This is a genomic window from Pseudoclavibacter sp. CFCC 13796 (genome assembly GCF_008831185.1).
Taxonomy (GTDB): domain Bacteria; phylum Actinomycetota; class Actinomycetes; order Actinomycetales; family Microbacteriaceae; genus Pseudoclavibacter_A.
The window spans coordinates 378,521-397,717 of the sequence record NZ_WBKD01000001.1; the positions used below are offsets into that span (position 1 = coordinate 378,521).

A 19,197-nucleotide genomic window follows, 5' to 3' on the forward strand; every position below is an offset into this window, starting at 1 on the left:
CTACAGCCCCTGCGCCACCAGACTGCGGGCGACGCGATCGGTTTCGCGCAGCATCGTCGGATCGGTGCCGGGCATCGGGCTGATCACCGCGTCGCCGAGCAGCTCGTTGAGCGGGATGCCCGCCACGTGCACCCGCGCATCGAGTTCGCCGTCGGCATGCACGACCAAGCCCGTCGCCACATCGATATCGGGGGCGATGCCCTCAAGACGAGTGCCGTCGGCGCGGCGCAGCTCGTGCGGGCGCACGCGAGCATCCGCACGCAGGCTCGCGAGCAGCGGGTCTGCCGAGATGCGCACGTCGGGGGAGTGCATCCACGCGTCGATGAGGGTGCGGGCGCGCAGAGGCTCGCCACCAGTGGTGGGCGAGCGCAGCTCGAACGCGGGACCCTGCGAGTCGCCGCCTTCGTCGATCGTCAGTGTGGGGTGCGCCCCGACGAAGTGCACCAGACCGGCGTCGATCAGCGCGAGCAGCTGCCGACTGCGGAACGCGGGCGGCCCAGAACCGATCATGCCGCCGAAGCTCATCAGATCGTGGTAGCGGCCGCAGCGCGATTCCCAAGTGAAGCGCCCACCGCGACCGAGCACCGACGAGGGCTTGCGTGCGGCGCTGAATGCCCAAAGGCCTGCCTTGATCGGGCTGTCCAGGCCGAGTTCCGCCTCGTGCAGGTCGCCGACGAGGCGGTTGCCGATCAGCTGCGTGAGCGCCTCGACGGTGGATGCGACATCGCGCCCGTCGGCGGAGGACGCCTCGGTCTGTGGTGCAGTGTCGATGCCCGCCAGGGGAGTGATCAGGCGATCCGGATGGAACCGGTCGTCTTCGTTCGGAATCACCGACGCCAGCGCAGCGTCGAGCGCGGCGAACTCGGCCGGGGTGGTGTCGATCAGGTGGATGATCTCGGTGAGGTCGACGAGCAGAGCCTGCGGGCGCACCCGCGCCAGCGTGCGGGCGTGCGCTTCGTAGGCGTCGCGCACGATCGCGGGCCACACCTCGGCGTCGAAGTCGATGCTGCCGACGAGACGGTCGGTCTGGGCCTCGGCCGCCGCCTCGTTCTCGAGCCGACGGACGACCGCGCCGAGCCGATGCAGGTCGGCCTTCGGCGGCAGCGAGTGGTACTTCGACTTCGGCAGGAACGGATACCCGCGCGTCGACGAGACGAGCAGCTTCGGCTCGCGGCCGCCGGCCACGTAGGTGAGCCCCGACCGTGTCTCGGGGGTCACCTCGAACCGCCCGCCCCGCTCGATTGTGAGCAGCGCCATCGCGTCGAAGAACCCCATGCCGGTGCCGCGCACGAGGGCGGTCTCGCCGCCGGGCACGTTCTCGAGCGGCTGGTCGATCGGGTTGTCCGGGGCGATCCAGATCAGCTCCGGGTGCCGATGCGTCGCCAGGCGCAGGGCCTCTTCCTCGACGGTGGGCGCGTTGCGCAGCCAGCCGCCCGAGATCACGGTCGCCGTGGATCGGATGCGCTCGCCGTCGCTGAGCGTGAGGATGTCGGCGTCATCACTGGCGATTTCACCGATGCCGGTCGCTTCGGCTCCCGCAGCGACGAGACCGACGACGCGAGCATGGTGGCGGTGCACCTGCACATTGTCGGGCAGCCAGGCGAGGGCGACGTCCAGGCACCAGCGGATGTACTCGCCATAGAGCGCACGCGTCGGGTTCGACTCGGGGCGTGTGCGGGCCATCTCGTCGAGCACCGGCGACAGCGCGGTCAGATCGGCCGGATGCTCCACCCAGACGCGTCGATGCGCTTCAGAAATCTGTGCGAGCTGCTCACTGTGCAGCGCATGCGTCGGATGCGATGCGCGCGCCGTGCCCGTGCCGCTCGCATCGTGTTCGTGCGCGGCGAACCCGGCAGCAGCATCCGCCGAGACGAAGGGGTCGGCCGAGGTGGCATCCCCGGTCGCCGCGATGCCCGCACGGCGTGCGGCGTCGAGCGCGAGCAGCACCCACTCGTACATCGTGGGCCCCTCGCGAACCGGCCCCTCGACGGTCGCGCCGGGCTCGGTGAAGAGCGTCACGGCGCCTGCGAGCGTGTTCATGCACAGCGTGCGCGTCTGATCGGTGCGCCAGATGCGACCGGCGCCCAGCTGCTGATCGTCGACGAGGTGCAGATCGATGGGCGCGGGGGTCTGCGCCGGGTGTGCGCTCTGCGCGACGCCGATGGCGGCGCCCAGACGCTCGATCAGCGAGACGCCGCGAGGGCCGACGCCGACGACGGCGATGGATGCCCGAGTGGCCGCAGCCGGGCGAGTGTCGGCCGCGCGTGAAGAGAGGAGGGAATTCGTGGTGTGCACTGAAGAACCTTACGTACGCGTCGAAACCCAGTGTCGCACTGTTTCAGTTTGTGACGCGAAAGGTGGCGCGATCGAACGTTGTCGGGTGAACTAAGCCAGTTCCCAGAACCCGAAGGAGTCACCATGCGCACCTCTCGTCTGCGTCGCGCGCTGCTCGCATCAGCTGCAGTCGCCTCATCTGTCGCCCTGTTGGCAGGATGCTCCAGCGGCTCCGGCTCGTCACAGCCGGTCGGCGACCCCAAGACGGGTGGAACGCTCACCTATCTCGAGGCGCAGACGTTCAACGGGCTGTACCCGCCTGCCGCGGGGCTGTACCCGAACGGCGGAATCGTGAACAACATCACCGACCGTCTGCTGTACCAGGATCCGCAGACCCTGGAGCTGAAGCCCTGGATCGCGACCTCGCTGCCGCAGGTCAACGCCGACGCGACCGAATACACCTTCACTCTGCGAGACGGCGTCACCTACTCGGACGGCACGCCGCTCGACGCCGCCAACGTGGTCAAGAACTTCGATCTCTTCGGCAAGGGCGACAAGGGGCGCAAACTCACCGCCTCAGAGCAGATCAACAACTACGACCACGGCGAGGTCGTCGATGCGCACACCGTGAAGTTCCACTTCAAGGCGCCTGCACCGGGCTTCGAGCAGGCCACGTCGACGCTGAACGCGGGGCTGCTCGCCAACGCCACGCTCGACAAGGGCAGCGAGGACTTCGGCCCCGGCCACGCCACCGGCGTGATCGGCTCGGGCCCGTTCGTGGTGTCTGACGAGCAGGTGGGCACGCAGCTCACGCTGAAGGCCCGAGACGACTACAACTGGGCCCCGCCCTCGGCGTCGCACCAGGGTCGTGCGTACCTCGACCAGATCAACTTCGTGCTCGCGGGCGAAGACAGCGTGCGCATCGGCTCACTCGTCGCCGGCCAGGCCGACGTCGCCCGGCAGATCGCCGCACCCGACGAGGCACAGGTCACCGGTGCCGGCCTGCAGCTTGTGGCCGCCGCCACGAACGGGGTCAACAACGGTCTGAACTTCCGCTTCCGCGACTCGCGTCTGAGCGACATCCGCGTGCGTCAGGCGATCATCGCCGGCGTCGATCGCCAGAACATCATCGACTCGCTGTTCACCGACTCCTACCCGCTGGCGACCTCGTCTCTGGCCAAGAACGCCGCCGGCTACAAAGACCAGTCGTCGCACTACGTGTACGACCAGGACAAAGCGAAGCAGCTGCTCGATGAGGCAGGCTGGACGCCGGGCGCCGACGGCATCCGCACCAAAGACGGTCAGCGCCTGTCGCTGACCTTCAACGAGGCCGTGCCGCAGCCGCGCTCGAAAGAGGTCGTGACCAAGATTCAGGAGCAGCTCAAGCAGATCGGCATCGAGGTCAACCTGTATCAGGGCGACTACGCCGCGCAGACCGCTGCGTCGCTCGATCAGGACACCGTGCAGGTGTACCACTCGATGGTCGGCCGCGCCGACTACGACGTGATCAAGAGCCAGTTCGCCGGCGAGAACCGCAACACGCTGCTGAACCTGAACAAGAGCGACGGCAGCTACGGCGACGCGCACCTTGAGCAGCTGCTGCAGGACGTCGCGTCGAAGCCCACCGCTCCCGAACGTCAGGCCGCCAGCCAGGCGGTGCAGGACTACCTCAGCGAGCAGGCCTACGTGCTGCCCATCTTCGAAGAGCCGCAGGTCTTCGGCCTGCAGTCGTACGTGCAGGGCTTCAAGACCGAGGCCGTGGGCCGTCCGGACTTCTACAGCACCTGGCTGAACAAGTAGAGCCGAACATGGACGAAGTGGTGAATCGCCTCATATGAGTTACATTCTGCGTCGCGCCGGGCAGGCGCTGCTGGTGCTGCTGGTCGCATACACCGTGGCCTTCGTGCTGCTCTCGGCTCTGCCCGGCGATGCCGTGATGGCCCGCTACGCCAGCCCCGAACTCGGGCTCTCGCCCGAACAGCTGGCTGACATCCGCGGCTCGTACGGTGCCGATCAGCCCGTCTGGCTGCGCTATCTGATCTCGCTCGGCGGGTTTCTGACCGGTCAGCTCGGCTACTCGGTGCAGACCGGGTCTGCGGTGACGACGATGCTCTCAGAGGCCCTGCCTTCGACGCTGCTGCTCGCACTGCTGGGCTTCGCGCTCGCCGTGCTGCTGGCCGTGACGATCGCCTTCACCTCGACGTTCGGAGCGTTCGCCTGGCTGCGCCGCATCTTTCGCACGCTGCCGCCGCTGTTCGTCTCGGTGCCGGTGTTCTGGATCGGCATCATCCTCATCCAGGTGCTCTCGTTCCAGCTCAAGCTGATTCCGCTGATCGGCGCAAGCGGCCCGCAGTCGCTGGTGATGCCGGTGCTCACCCTGTCGATACCGATCGCCGCCCCGCTCGCCCAGGTGCTCATTCGCAGCATCGACGAGGTCAGGGTGCAGCCCTTCGTCACTGTGGTGCGCGCTCGCGGTGCGAGCACCAGCTGGGTGCTCTGGCGCAACGTGGCCAAGAACGCGCTGCTGCCGACCATGACCATCGCCGGTCTGCTCTTCGGCGAGCTGGTCGGTGGCGCAGTCGTGACCGAGACCGTCTTCGGTCGCGCCGGCATCGGTCAGATCACCGCTCAGGCGGTCGCCAACCGAGACACTCCGGTGCTGATGGCCGTCGTCATCATCTCGGCTGCCGTGTTCGTCATCATCAACCTGATCGTCGACCTGCTCTATCCGGTCTTCGACGCCCGTCTGCGCAAGGAGGTGCGGTCATGAAACGCATCTGGCGCACTCCCACGGTGCTGCTCTCGCTGCTGGTGCTGTTCATCGCGGTGCTCTGGGCCGTCATGCCCGGTCTCTTCGCCCCCGGTGACCCGACCGTGGCATCCGGCGTCTCGCTGCAGGCCCCCAGCGCACAGCACTGGTTCGGCACCGATCAGACCGGCCGCGATCTCTACACGCGCGTCGTGCACGGTGCGGTGCAGTCGCTCAGCGGCGCGCTGATCGCCGTGCTGGTCGGCCTCGTCGTCGGCAGCCTGATCGGTCTGTTCGCGGGTGCCCGCGGCGGGGCGCTGGATGCGGTGCTCATGCGCATCGTCGACGTGCTGCTGTCGATTCCGGGTCTGCTGCTGTCGCTCAGCGTGATCATTCTGCTGGGCTTCGGCACGACCAACGCCGCCATCGCGGTGGGCGTCACCTCGGTGGCCACGTTCGCACGGCTGGCGCGCTCGCGGGTAATGCAGGTGCGTGCGAGCGAGTACGTCGAGGCGGCCTACGGCAGCGGCGGCACCTTCGGCACCGTGCTGCTCAGGCACATTCTGCCCAACTCGCTGGCCCCGGTGCTGGCTCTCGCGGCGCTGCAGTTCGGCAGCGCGATTCTGCAGATCTCGACTCTGGGCTTTCTGGGCTATGGCGCTCCGCCGCCCACGCCTGAGTGGGGGCTGCTGATCGCCGAAGGGCGCAACTACGTGGCCACCGCCTGGTGGCTCACCGTGCTGCCGGGCATCGTCGTGCTGCTGGTCGTGCTGGCCACCAACCGACTGAGCCAGGCCATTCAGAAGGGAGCGGATCAATGAGCGACCTGCTGAGCATCTCTGATCTCGCGGTGCGCTACCGCACTCGCAGTGGGCACATCGACGCCCTGCACGGCATCGACCTCAGTGTTCGCGCCGGCGAGGTGACCGCCGTCGTCGGCGAGTCCGGCTCGGGCAAGTCGACCACGGCGCAGGCCGTGATGGGCCTGCTGCCGACGAACGCCGAACTGGTGCGCGGCACCATCACTCTGGGCCCCGACCTGCGCGTGGGCGATCAAGTGAGCATGGACAGACCCGAAGACGGTGCCGCGGTGCGTGCGACGTCGTCGGTGCTCTCCGACCTCGGGCCGCGCGAATGGCGTGCGGTGCGCGGGCGTCAGATCGGCCTGATTCCGCAGGATCCGAACAACTCGCTCAACCCGGTCAAACGCATCGGCGAGACGGTGTCAGAGGCCCTGCGCATCCACCGCTGGAAGGATCGCGACGCCCGAAACCGGCGCGTGTTCGAGCTGCTCGAGCGCGTCGGCATCGACCAGCCCGATCTTCGTGCGAGGCAATACCCGCACGAGCTCAGCGGCGGCATGAAGCAGCGTGTGCTCATCGCCGCGGCCATCGCGCTGCAGCCGCGTCTGATCATCGCCGACGAGCCCACCAGCGCGCTCGATGTGACCGTGCAGCAGCGCATACTCGATCTGCTCGACGAACTGCGTTCGCAGGACGGCACCGGCATCCTCTTCATCACCCATGATCTCGCCGTCGCCGGTGATCGTGCCGACCAGGTCGTGGTCATGCAGCACGGCGAGGTGCGCGAGCACGGTTCGGCGGTGCAGGTGCTCTCGAACCCTCAGCACGCCTACACCCGACAGCTGCTCGATGACGCGCCCTCGTTCGCGCACATCACCGAGGCCGTGCACTGGAAGCGTCCGGCTGTGACGTCGCCCGATTCGTCGGCGACCGCGGCGGCGGATGCTCCGCTGCTGCGCGTCGAACACCTGCGTCAGGAGTTCGGTGGCGGGCGTGGCAAGGAGCCCTTCGTCGCGGTCGACGACGTGTCGTTCGCCGTGCGGGCGGGCACCACGCATGCGCTCGTGGGGGAGTCCGGCTCGGGCAAGACCACGACGGGCCGCAGCATCGCCGGCTTCAACGCGCCGACCTCGGGCAGCATCCTCTTCGACGGGTCTGACATTCTCGGGCTGGACCGCAAGGCGCGCCGACAGCTGCGCCGAGACATCCAGCTCGTCTATCAGAATCCGTACAGCTCGCTCGACCCGAAGCAGACGATCGGAGACATCATCGGCGAGCCGTTGGCCAACTTCGGCATCGGCGACAAAGCGTCGCGTCGGCGCAGCGCCGCCGAGCAGCTCGATCTGGTGGCGCTGCCTCAGGACGCCCTCGAACGCCGGCCGCGCGAGCTCAGCGGCGGGCAGCTGCAGCGCGTGGCCATCGCGCGTGCCCTGGTGCTGCAGCCGCGGCTGATCGTGCTCGATGAGGCGGTCTCGGCGCTCGACGTCACTGTGCAGGCGCAGATTCTGCGGCTGCTCTCGAAGCTGCAGCGGGAGCTTGCCCTGACCTATGTCTTCATCTCGCACGACCTCGCCGTCGTGCAGCAGATCTCAGATACGGTGAGCGTGCTCAGCCATGGCCGGCAGGTCGAGGCCGGCACCACGGAGCGCATCTTCGCGCATCCCGAGACCGAGTACACTCAGCAGCTCATCGCGGCGATCCCGGGACGTCGCCTGCCCTTCACGAAGAGTGTTTCACGTGAAACACTCGAGTGAGCATGGCTGCGTGACCGCTGTGACCCTGCCCGAGTGAGCCACGGCACAGCACGACCCGGCATCAGACCAGCGCACGACTTCGCCGCGCCGGCACCGCAGCATCCCCGAGACAAGGAACGATCATGACTGAACCGAACGTCGACATCATCGACCAGCTGGCCGGCATCACGCCCGGAAGCGCTCTCGACGAGCTGCGCAGCCATCGGCAGCAGGCGCGCGAGAACGCTCAGCGCAGTTTCGCGGCTCTGCTCGAGCCCGAGCAGCCCGGCACGTTCGGCTACGACGAGCGCTATGCGGTAGCGACTCTGGTGGCCGGTCTGCACGGCTTCGACGAGGCCAGCAGCTTCTATCGAGATCTGCTCTCTGACGCGATCGAAGACGAGACCGCGGTCAAGCGGCTGGCGGGCATCATCGACGAGGTCGTGACGAACAATCGGGTGCAGGGGCCGTTCGGCATCTACCGCGAGCCGCAGCTGGCGAACGAGAATCGTCCCGGCCCAGACCTGCGTCTGACCGACGAGCAGCGCGACGCCCTCGGTGCGCGACTGTCGACGGCGTTCCAGCTCGCGCAGATTCTGGTGCTGCACCCGCGCGACTCACGTCCCGAGATGCTCGTGCCGCTCAGCGAGGCCGGATGGTCGACCACCGACCTGGTCAGTCTGGAGCAGCTCATCGCCTTTCTCGCGTTCCAGCTGCGCAGCGCATGGGGGCTGCGGGCGCTGGCCGGTACGGCTCCGGCTCCGGCATCCGCCATCGCGCCCGACGCGGCGCCGCCGGGGTCGGTTGCGACCGACGAGAACGCAGACGTGATCGCGCTCGCCGACGAGGCGCACGCAGCAGCGGTGGATGCCACGGGCGAGCCCGCACCGCTGCCGGCTGACACGCTGGGCACGGTCGGCACACCGGTGCGCATCTATCCGGAGCTCGCTCGGCCGACGCACTTCGTGCAGCATTCGCTGGGCTGGGTGCCGTGGCTGGAGCCGCTTGCCGAAGACGATCTCACTGATCGACACCGCGAGGCGCTGGTGGAGGATCTGCGCGCGAAGAACCCGTACTTCCGGCTCTTGGTGCGTGACCCCGACGCCCTCGAGGCGCGCACGCTGACCGACATGGACATCTTCTTCAACGTCGACGACGGCATCGGTCGGGCCGAGCGCGAGCTCTCGGCGACGGTGACCTCGCGAGTGAACGGCTGTGTCTACTGCGCTTCGGTGCATTCGGCGCGGGCCAGTCACGAGTCGGAGGCCGCCGGGGCTTCGCGCCAGGCCGACGTGCAGCGTCTGCTCGATCGAGGCGTGGGCGCCGGTGCGCTGAACGGGGGAGCTGCCACCGACCTGGGTGACGACCTCTGGAACGCCATCGAGCGCGCCTCGGCGGTGCTCACGCTCAGCCCGCTCGAGTTCGGTGAGGCCGATGTCGACGTGCTGCGCACGGCCGGTCTCGACGATCTGCAGGTGATCGACATCATCAACGGCGCTGCGTTCTTCAACTGGGCGAACCGGCTGATGCTCGGTCTCGGCGAGCCCGAGGTGCCGAAGCGCTTTCTCGACCAGCACCAGGCATAGAGCGACGGTACAGCGCGACGGCGCAGCGGCTCTGCGGCTGACAGCAGAGCCGCTGCGCACGCCGCTGCACCGTCTCGACGATTCTCGGGTCGGGTCAGCGGATGAGCACCTTGAGTGCCTTGGTCTCTGCCGCGTTGGCGAAGACGTCGTAGGCTTTCTCGAACTCGTCGAATGAGAACTCGTGCGTGACGAAGTTCTCGACATCGAGCTTGCCTGCGGCAACGAGATTCAGCAGCATCTCGAGCGATGTGGTGTTCACCAGGCCCATCGTGATGCCGATGTTCTTCGTCCAGAGCTTCTGCATCGCGATCTCGACCGGCTTGCCGTGCACGCCGATGTTCGCCACGTGACCACCCGGACGCACGATCTCGGTCGCCATCTGCAGAGTGGGAGGGATGCCCACGGCCTCCATTGCGACATCGACGCCCTCGCCGTCGGTGAAGGCCAGCAGCTGTTCCTTCCAGTCGGCGGCGCCGGAGTTCACGCCCGCAGTGGCGCCGAACTCCTTCGCCCGCGCCAGTCGGTTGTCATCGAGGTCGACCGAGATGATCTTCGCTGCGCCCTGCAGACCCGCCGTGGCGACAGCCGCGAGCCCCACGGGGCCTGCACCGATGATCGCGACGGTGTCGCCTGGCTTGACCTGGCCGTTCTGCACGCCGATCTCGAAACCGGTCGGCAGGATGTCGCTCAGCAGAATGGCCGCGCGGTCGCTGACGCCCGCGGGAATTCTGTACGACGACGTCTCGGCATAGGGCACGCGCACGTACTCGGCCTGGGTTCCGTTGATGTAGTGGCCGAAAGCCCACGCATCGCCGACGGCACCCTCGTCGCCGAGGCAGTGGCTGAGCAGACCTTTGCGGCAGTTGGCGCAGTGACCGCAGGTCGACATGCAGCTCAGCAGCAGGCGATCGCCCACCTTGATCGAGCTCACAGCATCACCGACCTCGGTGACGACGCCGACGCCTTCGTGCCCCAGCACGGTGCCGACGGGAGTCTCGGGAACATCGCCCTTGAGCACATGCAGATCGCTGCCGCAGATCGTCGTCGCCTCCATCTTGACAAGTACATCGGTCGGCTTCTCGATGACCGGATCCGGCACGTCCTTCCACTCGCGAACGCCAGGACCGCCGTAGACAAGACCCTTCATGACTTCCTCCTTGAGATCATTTCGTGCCGCGGTGATGCGGCACTGGGCGGGATCGCCACCCGGTGATCTCATGCTGGCAGTCGCCGGGCGGCCTTCGAGGCGTCTTTTTGCGGTTGCTGTCTCAACCTGAGACAGTGCGACGCGTGTGCAGCACTGTTGGGTCGTTCAGTCGTGGTTGACGGGTCGGAGAACGCCCCCGGAATCGGTCAGCTGAGCCCGTACTCGGCCAGCCGTCGATAGAGCGTGGCGCGCGAGATGCCCAGAGCACGCGCTGCTGCCGAACGGTTGCCGCGGGTGCGGTAGAGCATCGTGATGATCGCAATGCGTTCCTGACGCTCCAGCTCGGTCAGCGGTCGCAGAGCCGCGCTGAAGGCATGGGGCGGCAGGTCGGCCGGCGTGAGTACGCCGTCGGGGCGCTGCTCGAGCGCAGAGCGCAGTGCATCCGAGAGCTGATGGATGTTTCCGGGCCAGTGCCCCTCGGCAAGCGTGCGCAGCGCGGCCGGTGAGAGGGCTCGGCGGTGCTTCGGCTGCATCGCGTCGAGCAGGCTCTGGGCGATGGCCGGTATGTCGCCGCGACGTTCCCGCAGAGCCGGTACGACCACGGTGCGCGCGATGAACGGGAGCAAGGCTGAGAGCGGTGAGACCTCGTCGTGCGTGAGCTGCTCAGCGGTGAGCACGATGCGCCCAGGGTCTCCGTGCACTCGAGGCGCTCGCAGAAATCGCTCGATCTGCGTTCGAGAGTCTGCGGGCAGCAGATGCACGTTGCGCAGTACGAGCACTGGGTCTCCGAGTGGATCCTGCCCGACATGGGTCAGAGTGTCGAGCATCGCCGAGAGGTCACCGGTGTGCTCGATCGTCTCGGCTGTGATCACATGTACGTGCAGCCGCTGCGCGGCGGCGACCTCGTTCACCAGCGAGACCTTGCCGACGCCGATCTCGCCGAGCAGCAGCGTGGCCTCACCCCTGCGCAGGCTGGTGCCGAGCTCTCGTCTGGCCAGCTGCCAGGCATTCGACCGCGTTCCTCTGCTCAGGCTGACTCGGTCGACGAGCATGGGCGGATGTGTCTGTGTGAGTTGCTGAGAGAGCGATGCGCCGCGCTGCGTCGCAGCCGGGGCGGCAGGCTGAGACGACGGGTGGGCGTTCGACGTCGCAACCTGTGCAGCGGGGCGTCTGCCATGCGCTGTGCCTGTGCCTGTGCCTGTGCCTGCGGCAGTCGGCTTCGCCCAGATCAGCACCCCGTGTGCGAGGCCGCGATCGAAGCGGGCGGCGGCGACCTGCAGCGCTGCGAACGCACGGTCGTGCAGCGCTCCGGAGGTGCGCGCGGGCGGTGCGGGCGCCCGCAGAGGCCCGCCGCCTTCGAATCCGCTCAGCTCGAAGACGAATCGGGCGCGAGACGCGGCCGCAGTGGCCCGTTTGGCGGCTTGGCACAGTGCGCGGCCTTCGGCGTCGGTCAGCAGTGCATGAGCCTGATCGCTGTGCAGCGTCATGCGGTCGGTGACGGCGAGAACGGCGGTGCGCGACTGCGAGGGGATGCTGCGCATGGCATCCTCGAACGCCTCGAAGACGTCGCGCTCGACTGGGGATGCGGCGTGCAGCAGCTGCCGTTCAATCGCGTGCGCAGTCTGCACGGCGATCGTCTGCATCATCTGACTGGCATCGCGAATGTCGCAGGTGAGATCGAGCACTCCTGCGAGGCGTCTGGTGATCGGGTCCAGGATGGGCGCGCCGGCACAGACATAGCGCAGAAAGCGCTCCTGAAAGTGGGCGGCTCCCTCGACGTATATGGGCATGCGCGTCTGGATGACGGTGCCGACGCCATTGGTGCCGACGAACCCCTCGCTGAAGTCGAAGCCCGGGGCGAGGTCGATGCCGTTGAGCAGCGTGGTCGCGGCGCGTCCGCAGTCGGCTCGAGCGAGTACGTGTGAGCGTTCGTCAGACAGCACGATGCCGACGTCGAGGCTTCCGAGAGCGTGCACGAGCTGATTCATCGGCTCTTGCGCGCAGCGGGCGAGCACGGTGTCGCTTGTGATGGTGACCTGCTTGGTCGCGTCGCCTGTGGCGTCCACGCCTGCTTGAGCAGAACGGTGCCACGAGCCGGCGATCTGCTCAGGCACTAAGTGCCCGAATTCGGCGGCAGCGGCACGTCGGTCGCGCAGAAAACGAGACCTGGCGCGGGAAAGGTCGTCATTGACGGGGATCGTCATATCTCTATTGTGTCCGCGCACGAGTCACTCTGCCAGCACAGGGCGCCGTTTGAGCCTGTGCTGACTGCGTGAGTGCGGCGAAAGCGCGTGACAGGAGCATCCGGTCAGACGAGTGGAGTGGTGATCACCAGCACGGCTTCGACCGGGCCTCTCACCGCGCGGTAGGTGTGCGGGCAATCGCTGACCCACTCCAGATTCTGTCCCGCTGATGCCTCGCGTTCCGCACCCTCACGCCCCGCGCGCAGCAGCCCGGCGAGCACTTGCACGTGCTCGACGACGCCGGGGCCGTGTGCAGGGGAGCGGCGAGAGGCCTCACTGTCAAGGTGCAGCCGGTACACCTCGACAGTGACCTGTGCGCTGCTGTCGACCCCGATGACGTCGGTGTCGAGCAGCCGCACCGAGACCCCCGGGCCCTCGACTGATGAGCCGGCCCGAGCATCCAGCAACAGGGCAAGCGGAGCTCGCAGCGTACCTGCGAGCGCATAGAGGGTCGCGAGCGTCGGGTTGCGCTGGCCGTTCTCCAACTGTGAGAGAGAGGCCACCCCGACGCCGGATGCCTCGGCCAGCGCTCGCAGCGACATCGCGCGTTCGGCGCGCAGGCTGCGGATGCGATCGCCGATCGCTGCGAGGTCTGGCCGAACGGCTGCCGCCGGTGCACCGATCTGTGGCAATGCACCACCTGGCGCAGGAGCCATGCGCGTCTGCGGTGCACGGCCCGGCGGAGGGGTGGTCGCACGGGAGGTCATGCTCGCAGTCTAGCGACGGCAGACACAGAGAGGTCACCTGTTGAAAGAGAGTGCGGCCTTGCCAAGGTCATGCTAATCTCTCACGGTTGTGCTCGTGCGTGCGCACAAGGCGCACGCGAGATCTCGAACCCCCGTAGAGAGCAGCCTAATGACGAAGACGTCCATCATCCCCGCACGTTCGCGTGCCCGAACGCTGACATGTGCCGCACTTGCGGTAGCGCTCGGCAGCGCAGTGCCCGCAAGTATGCCGCAGGCGGCATATGCTGCAGCAGCCTCCGTCGAGGTGGCACATGACGCGACGATTGTCGGGCAGGAGTCGACGGGCTTCGGCGCCACGATGTCGCAGGTTCGATGTGACGTCAACGGCAATGGCCAGCCAGACCTGGGCATCGGCAACTTCGCGATGTTCGGCTATGGCGATGCCGAGCCCAGTGCCGCGTATGTGCTGCTCGACGACACTGCGAGTGCTGCAGAGAGCGGCTCTTCGGTGACCGACCTCCGCCCCGTGCGCATCACTGACAGCGATGTCGACTGGGGCACCGGATCGGATCTTCGCTGTGCCGGCGATGTCAACGGCGACGGCTATGACGATCTCGCCCTGGTGCAGCAGGGCAGGTCGCTCAGCATCGTCTTCGGAGCAGCAGATTTCAGCGACGTCGCACTCGGTGATCTCGGCGAACGCGGACGAACGGTGACCGGATCGATCACGCGCGCGATTGGAGTCGGTGACGTCGATGGCGACGGGTTCGATGAAATCGGCGTCACTGACACGCAGGGCCGCATCACTGTGCTCAGCGCCGACGGCCTGCCGCAGACCAGTGCACTCGACGAGCTCGACGCCCCGATGATCTCAGGGGATCCCGACAGCATCGATCTCGTCTCTGCAGTGTCAGCCGGTGATGCGAACGGCGATGGCCGTGACGATCTGCTGGTCGGGTCGGCCTCATGGTCGATGCCTGGCGTGCAGAGTTTCGCGACGGGGGTGAACTGGGTGCTGACTGACGTTCGGCAGTCTGTGCAGGTGGGGGCAGACGCGGTGCCCGGCTATCGGATCGAAGGGCCCAAGCGCGGCTATGACCTGTTGGGCGGATCGGCGGTCTCCATCGGCGATATCAACGCCGACGGCTTCGACGATGTGATGCTGGGCGGCGACTCCGACGCCCCGAAGACCGGCAGCGCCGTCGTCGTGCTCGGTTCAGACTCCGACGCCCCGGTCACGACCGACCCGGAAGCGACTGCGGGATTCAGCGTGCGTACGGCTGACGAAGCGGGCGTTCAGACCCAGCGCGGCTGGTGGCTCAACGGCATCGCCGCTGACGATCACTTCGGTCATGCCGTTGGCGCTGCACGCATGCAGAACCGGTCGATGCTGCTGGTCGGCGGCATGGATGGGTCGCCCAGCGGAGATCTGGACGGCGCCGGATACGCGGTCGCGCTCGATTCGCACGCACTGGTGACGGGTGCCCTGCCGACTTCGACGACGGGTGTGCTGAATGCCGCCGATCTTGTGAACGCCGACGGGGCGGTCGCCGGGGCTGCTGTGATCATGGGCACCGGCGCGGGCGAGCACCTTGGGAGGTCGTTCGCCGACCTCACTGAGAACCCTGCCCGACAGAGCACCGCGGTACAGTTCGCAATCGGCGCCCCCGCGCTCTTCACCTGGGACGACACCAGGCCCTCGGTGCGCGTCGTGTCGCTCAAGGTCGAGTCTGCGGTCACGCCGGTCGACCCTACGCCGGTCGATCCGGAACCCACAGATCCGGCTCCGACAGACCCGGCTTCCACGGATCCGGCACAGACGCCCGCGAACGATGTGGCTGAGGCGAGTCACGAAGGGACACCGTCTGAGACGGCAGCCGACACCTCGAACGATGCGTTGGCGCGCACCGGCGGGAATGGACAGTGGGTGTGGGCCTGTCTCGGTGCCGCCGGCCTCGCGCTGACGATCGGACTCTGCGTCATACTGCTGCGGCGTCGCATCAGCGAGTAGCACCGGCTGCCGGCGCACCGCCTTCGCCAGTGCTGCGAATTTGGCGGTGCGCCGACGTCGCGCTATGTTCCATATATGGAACAGTCCCGCGCGGCCACACGAGAGGGCACAGCCTCAGGCAGCCTCCAGCCGATTCTCGCGGGCATCACCACGGCTTTGGTCGGCTTCACCAGCTCGTCGGCCATCGTCATCGCCGGCCTGCGCGCCGTGGGTGCCGATCTCGATCAGGCGACCTCAGGCCTCGTCGCGCTCTGCCTCGTGCAGGGCGTCGGGATCATCTGGCTCGCGCTGAGACACCGCACCCCGATCACCCTCGCCTGGTCGACGCCGGGCGCAGCTCTGCTTGCCGGCGCCGCGGGCTCGAGCCTCGCCGGCGCATCCCCCGGTGCCGACCCCGCCGCATGGTCAGCGGCAGTCGGCGCCTTTCTCGTCGTCGCCGTACTGATCCTGCTCACCGGTCTCTGGCGCGGGCTCAGCGACCTCATCGCGCGCATTCCTGCGGCCCTCGCCCAGGCGATGCTCGCCGGCGTGCTGCTGCCGCTCTGCCTTGCCCCTGTGCACGCCCTGACCGTCTCGCCACTTGCGGTCGCACCGGTGATCGTGGTGTGGCTGGTGCTGCTGAGGCTCGCACCCAAGTGGGCTGTGCCCACCGCGTTCGCCCTTGCTCTGGCGATCGCTGTGGCCTTCGCGATGGGCGTCGGGCGTTCGGCGGATGCATCGGTCGCCCCCGCCTTCGCCCTCGCCTCGATGCTGCCCTCTGTGTCGCTCACCATGCCCAGCTTCACCCTCGGAGCAGTGCTCGGCATCGCGGCACCGCTCTACCTTGTCACGATGGTGTCGCAGAACGTGCCGGGCGTCGCGGTCATGCGTGCCAACGGATTCGACGTGCCGTGGCGCGAGAGCATGCTGGTGACCGGGGTGGCCACTGCCGTCGCCGCTCCGGCGGGAGGGCATGCCGTGAACCTGGCCGCGATCTCCGCAGCACTGGCGGCGGGGCCCGATGCGCATCCGCTGAGAAGCCGACGCTGGATTGCGGCCGTCACCTGCGGATGCAGCTATCTGGTGCTCGCTGCGTCGGCGGGTGCGCTTACGACTCTCGTCGCCATTGCACCTGAGGGTCTCATCGAGGCTGTTGCGGGTCTGGCTCTGATCGGGGCGTTCGGTGGGGCGCTCACGTCAGCGCTCAAAGCAGCCGGGCAGCAGACGCAGGCGATCGTCACGATGCTGGTGGCAGCTAGCGGCATCGTCGTGTTCGGTGTGGGCGCCGCGTTCTGGGCGCTCGTGGCCGGGCTGGCCGTGCACGCGCTGCTGGAGCGGCGCGGTACGCGTGAGACAGCCCTCAGACGTCAGTAGGTTCGCTCGGGCCGCGTCGACGGCTGGTCAGCGCGATCGCGGCAATGGCGACCACCCCGAGCGCGACGGCGCCGATGCGCACCGCTGAGTGCAGAGCGACCTCCTGCTCTTCGGCGGCGTCGCGTGTCGTGAACGACGAGGGGGAGAGCCGACCGGTCACGGTGGCGTCGGGCCGCACGTCGTCAGCCAGAAGAACGCTGTCGGCTGCGGGAGCGGCCGCACCTGTCACCGAACCGCCTCGGAACAGCGAAGCGACTGCGGTCGCGGTCTTGGAGATCAGGCTGCGCACGCGGGCGAAGCCCTGCTTGGTGACGCGCAGAGCTCCTTCGGCAGACGTCGAGTCGCCGTCGAGCAGCAGCCGTGGCTCCCCGTGCCCGGTGACCGTGTTCGGCAGCGCGTAGACGGGGTTTCGGCCGCTCAGACGCCTGAGCCAGTTCTCTTCGACGGTCTCATGGTCATGTTCGGGGGTGCGATAGTAGCCGAGCACGGCATGTGACGTGCGCCGATACACGAGCGGCGCAGCGGAGCCTGACACGGCGGACTCGCCGGTGGAGGCGGAGACGCCCACGGCATCCATCGCGGGGTGTGACTGCAGCCAGTCGGTCGCCGACTCAAGTACGGTCGGCGCCCATGACACGTTCTCTGGGTGGACGACGACCAGATCGCCGTGAGACGAACTCACGCCGACGTTGAGAGCGTCTGCTTCGTCGGCTCCGTGCGCGACGCCGATCACCCGAGCCTGCAGATTGGCGAGGTCAAGCTGATGCTCGAGCTCGGTCTGATTCGCAGACGTCACGACGATGACCTCCATGGGGCGCAGCGTCTGCGCCTCGAGGTCTTTGAGCACGTGACGCAGCCGTGCTGCCTGCCCGCTCGCAGGCACGATCACTGAGACAGAAGCCATATACGTACGATACAGCTCTCGCGGAATGCTTTTGACCATCATGGGCGATTGTGGGGAAGGGGTTCTTCGGCGCGATCCGAGTGAGCATGTGCCATGCGACGCGATCTCTCACGCAGCCGTACGAGGGGTCACCGTTTGAAACTCGGGTGAAATGCGCCAGAAATACCTGGCTCCTACGGTTTGCGGGTGCCAAACCGGCGCAAATGACATTGAAGGATCCTCGTGAAACTGCCATCCCCCGTAAGTAAGTCTCTCGTAGCGCTCGCAACTGCCGCCCTTGTGGCAGTTATCCCATTCGCCAACGCAAACGCCGCAGCCACTCAGCCGGTCGCCGACCTGCAGTCGACACTTGACCATCTGGTCACTGAAGCAGAGGCGCAGCATGTGAAAGTCGGAGTGACCGTACAAGATCTCTCAGGTACGTATGGCGATGCCGTGCTGACAGCGGGCGCACATGACGCGCCGTTCAAAGCGGCCAGCACAATCAAATTGGGGCTGACGGCGTCACTCATGCACCAGATCGATCAGGGAAAGCTGTCGCTTGACACCCCGATCACCATTCAACAGTCTGACCTCGTCGGGGGCAGCGGAACGATTCAGAACGATCCGACGATCTTGCCGAAAGCCTTCACTCTTTCGCAGCTCATCGAACTGATGATCACCGTCAGCGACAACACCGCCACGAATCGGCTGATCGACGTGGCTGGTGGATTTGACGCAGTCAACGCCTATACACAGTCGATCGGGCTGCAGGATTCCGGCTTTCACCTCGGCCGCAAGATGATTCTGCCGCACACGGCCGAGCAGGAGAACTGGATTAGCTCAGACGAGGACGCCAAGCTGCTGACGAAGATCTATCAGGCGGCCGAAGCCGGGTCGACGACCCCCGGCATCATCTCGCAGCAGTCTGCTCAACAGGTGATTGCGTGGATGCGTGCCCAGAAAGTGAATACGAAGTTCGGCGCTGTGGTGCCTCGAGAGGTCTTGGCCAACAAAACCGGTGAGAACACCGACGTCAGCCACGACACCGGCTACATTCTGGTGCCTGGCAAGGAGGTCGCGATCTCGGTGATGACTTCGTTCGACCCCGGTGAATTCACAGACTGGAACACGGCGTTCGACACGGCGAACACCCAGGTGCAGCAGGTTGCCAAGGCTGTCTATGACTATCAGCTCACGGATCATGAGGTGGCTCCGGTGGTTCCGGTCAGTCCGAGCGACCCAAAGGGCACTGACCCGGCACCGCTCACGCCGTCACCGACCGACGCGGCGGCGTCGCCCAAGGAGCCGGGATCGTCTGCTGCTGCAGTGCAGCAGGCAGACAGTCACACTGGTCGGCAGACGCTGGCACAGACCGGTGCGTCGGCAATTGAGGTGGCCGCAGGGTTGGCTCTGCTGGCCGCTGGAGGCTGCCTGATCGGCCTGGCAGCGCGCAAGCGGGCGCTGCAACGATAGACGTAGCGAATCAAACAGCCGGGGTTGTCTGCTGCTCTCAGGAGAAGCAGACAACCCCGGCTGTTTGCAGAGCGCCTGCTGCTGCTCGCACTGCTGCTCGCACTGCTGCTCGCACTGCTGCTCGCACTGCTTCTCGCACTGCTTCTCGCACTGCTTCTCGCACTGCTTCTCGCACTGCTTCTCGCACTGCTGCTCGCACTGCTTCTCGCACGCAGGTGAGTCGTGCGCTCGTAGGTGCTTTTGGCCATCGGCA

The 19,197-nt window shown here is 67.0% G+C and carries 14 protein-coding genes; 9 read left to right on the plus strand and 5 right to left on the minus strand.

The window, feature by feature from the left end; translation table 11 throughout:
* Positions 1-2,295 carry an FAD/NAD(P)-binding protein gene (locus tag F8O07_RS01780; protein WP_158030459.1) on the minus strand — a complete coding sequence of 765 codons (2,295 nt, stop codon included), beginning with the start codon at positions 2,293-2,295 and terminating at the stop codon, positions 1-3.
* Between the two features lie 123 nt (positions 2,296-2,418).
* Between F8O07_RS01780 and F8O07_RS01785 the strand changes: the two genes are divergently transcribed.
* The 5 genes from F8O07_RS01785 (at position 2,419) to F8O07_RS10785 (ending at position 9,145) form a co-directional block, all read left to right on the plus strand.
* Positions 2,419-4,074 carry a TIGR04028 family ABC transporter substrate-binding protein gene (locus F8O07_RS01785; RefSeq protein ID WP_158030460.1) on the plus strand — a complete coding sequence of 552 codons (1,656 nt, stop codon included), beginning with the start codon at positions 2,419-2,421 and terminating at the stop codon, positions 4,072-4,074.
* A 34-nt stretch (positions 4,075-4,108) separates the two neighbouring features.
* The gene (locus tag F8O07_RS01790) at positions 4,109-5,044 is read left to right on the plus strand and encodes an ABC transporter permease (protein ID WP_158030461.1); all 936 of its coding nucleotides are present in this window, start codon (positions 4,109-4,111) and stop codon (positions 5,042-5,044) included.
* Positions 5,041-5,844: an ABC transporter permease gene (locus F8O07_RS01795; protein ID WP_158030462.1), complete on the plus strand. Its 804-nt coding sequence runs from the start codon at positions 5,041-5,043 to the stop codon at positions 5,842-5,844. The genes F8O07_RS01790 and F8O07_RS01795 overlap by 4 nt, the downstream gene beginning before the upstream one ends.
* Positions 5,841-7,580, plus strand: coding sequence for a dipeptide ABC transporter ATP-binding protein (locus F8O07_RS01800; RefSeq protein ID WP_158030463.1), 1,740 nt, complete (start codon positions 5,841-5,843; stop codon positions 7,578-7,580). The genes F8O07_RS01795 and F8O07_RS01800 overlap by 4 nt, the downstream gene beginning before the upstream one ends.
* Before the next feature lie 122 nt (positions 7,581-7,702).
* The gene (locus F8O07_RS10785) at positions 7,703-9,145 is read left to right on the plus strand and encodes an alkylhydroperoxidase domain protein (protein ID WP_158030464.1); all 1,443 of its coding nucleotides are present in this window, start codon (positions 7,703-7,705) and stop codon (positions 9,143-9,145) included.
* A 94-nt stretch (positions 9,146-9,239) separates the two neighbouring features.
* Here the strand turns inward: F8O07_RS10785 and F8O07_RS01810 are convergent, their stop codons facing one another.
* From F8O07_RS01810 to F8O07_RS01820, 3 genes are all read right to left on the minus strand, one after another.
* Entirely contained in the window at positions 9,240-10,292 is a 1,053-nt protein-coding gene (locus F8O07_RS01810) for a zinc-dependent alcohol dehydrogenase family protein (protein ID WP_158030465.1), read from the minus strand.
* A gap of 206 nt (positions 10,293-10,498) precedes the next feature.
* Positions 10,499-12,496, minus strand: coding sequence for a sigma-54-dependent Fis family transcriptional regulator (locus F8O07_RS01815; protein WP_158030466.1), 1,998 nt, complete (start codon positions 12,494-12,496; stop codon positions 10,499-10,501).
* A gap of 104 nt (positions 12,497-12,600) precedes the next feature.
* Complete coding sequence (locus F8O07_RS01820) at positions 12,601-13,242, minus strand: helix-turn-helix domain-containing protein (protein WP_225733126.1); 642 nt, start codon at positions 13,240-13,242, stop codon at positions 12,601-12,603.
* A 148-nt stretch (positions 13,243-13,390) separates the two neighbouring features.
* Between F8O07_RS01820 and F8O07_RS01825 the strand changes: the two genes are divergently transcribed.
* Both F8O07_RS01825 and F8O07_RS01830 read left to right on the plus strand, forming a co-directional pair.
* Positions 13,391-15,232 carry an FG-GAP repeat domain-containing protein gene (locus F8O07_RS01825; RefSeq protein ID WP_158030467.1) on the plus strand — a complete coding sequence of 614 codons (1,842 nt, stop codon included), beginning with the start codon at positions 13,391-13,393 and terminating at the stop codon, positions 15,230-15,232.
* A 75-nt stretch (positions 15,233-15,307) separates the two neighbouring features.
* On the plus strand, positions 15,308-16,585 hold the full coding sequence (locus tag F8O07_RS01830; protein ID WP_158030468.1) for a benzoate/H(+) symporter BenE family transporter: 1,278 nt from the start codon (positions 15,308-15,310) through the stop codon (positions 16,583-16,585).
* Here F8O07_RS01830 and F8O07_RS01835 read toward each other — a convergent pair.
* Entirely contained in the window at positions 16,572-17,489 is a 918-nt protein-coding gene (locus tag F8O07_RS01835; RefSeq protein WP_192496585.1) for a glycosyltransferase family A protein, read from the minus strand. The genes F8O07_RS01830 and F8O07_RS01835 overlap by 14 nt on opposite strands.
* A gap of 279 nt (positions 17,490-17,768) precedes the next feature.
* Between F8O07_RS01835 and F8O07_RS01840 the strand changes: the two genes are divergently transcribed.
* Complete coding sequence (locus F8O07_RS01840; protein ID WP_192496586.1) at positions 17,769-18,944, plus strand: serine hydrolase; 1,176 nt, start codon at positions 17,769-17,771, stop codon at positions 18,942-18,944.
* Between the two features lie 24 nt (positions 18,945-18,968).
* Complete coding sequence (locus F8O07_RS10520) at positions 18,969-19,163, plus strand: hypothetical protein (protein WP_192496587.1); 195 nt, start codon at positions 18,969-18,971, stop codon at positions 19,161-19,163.
* Positions 19,164-19,197 lie beyond the last annotated feature (34 nt).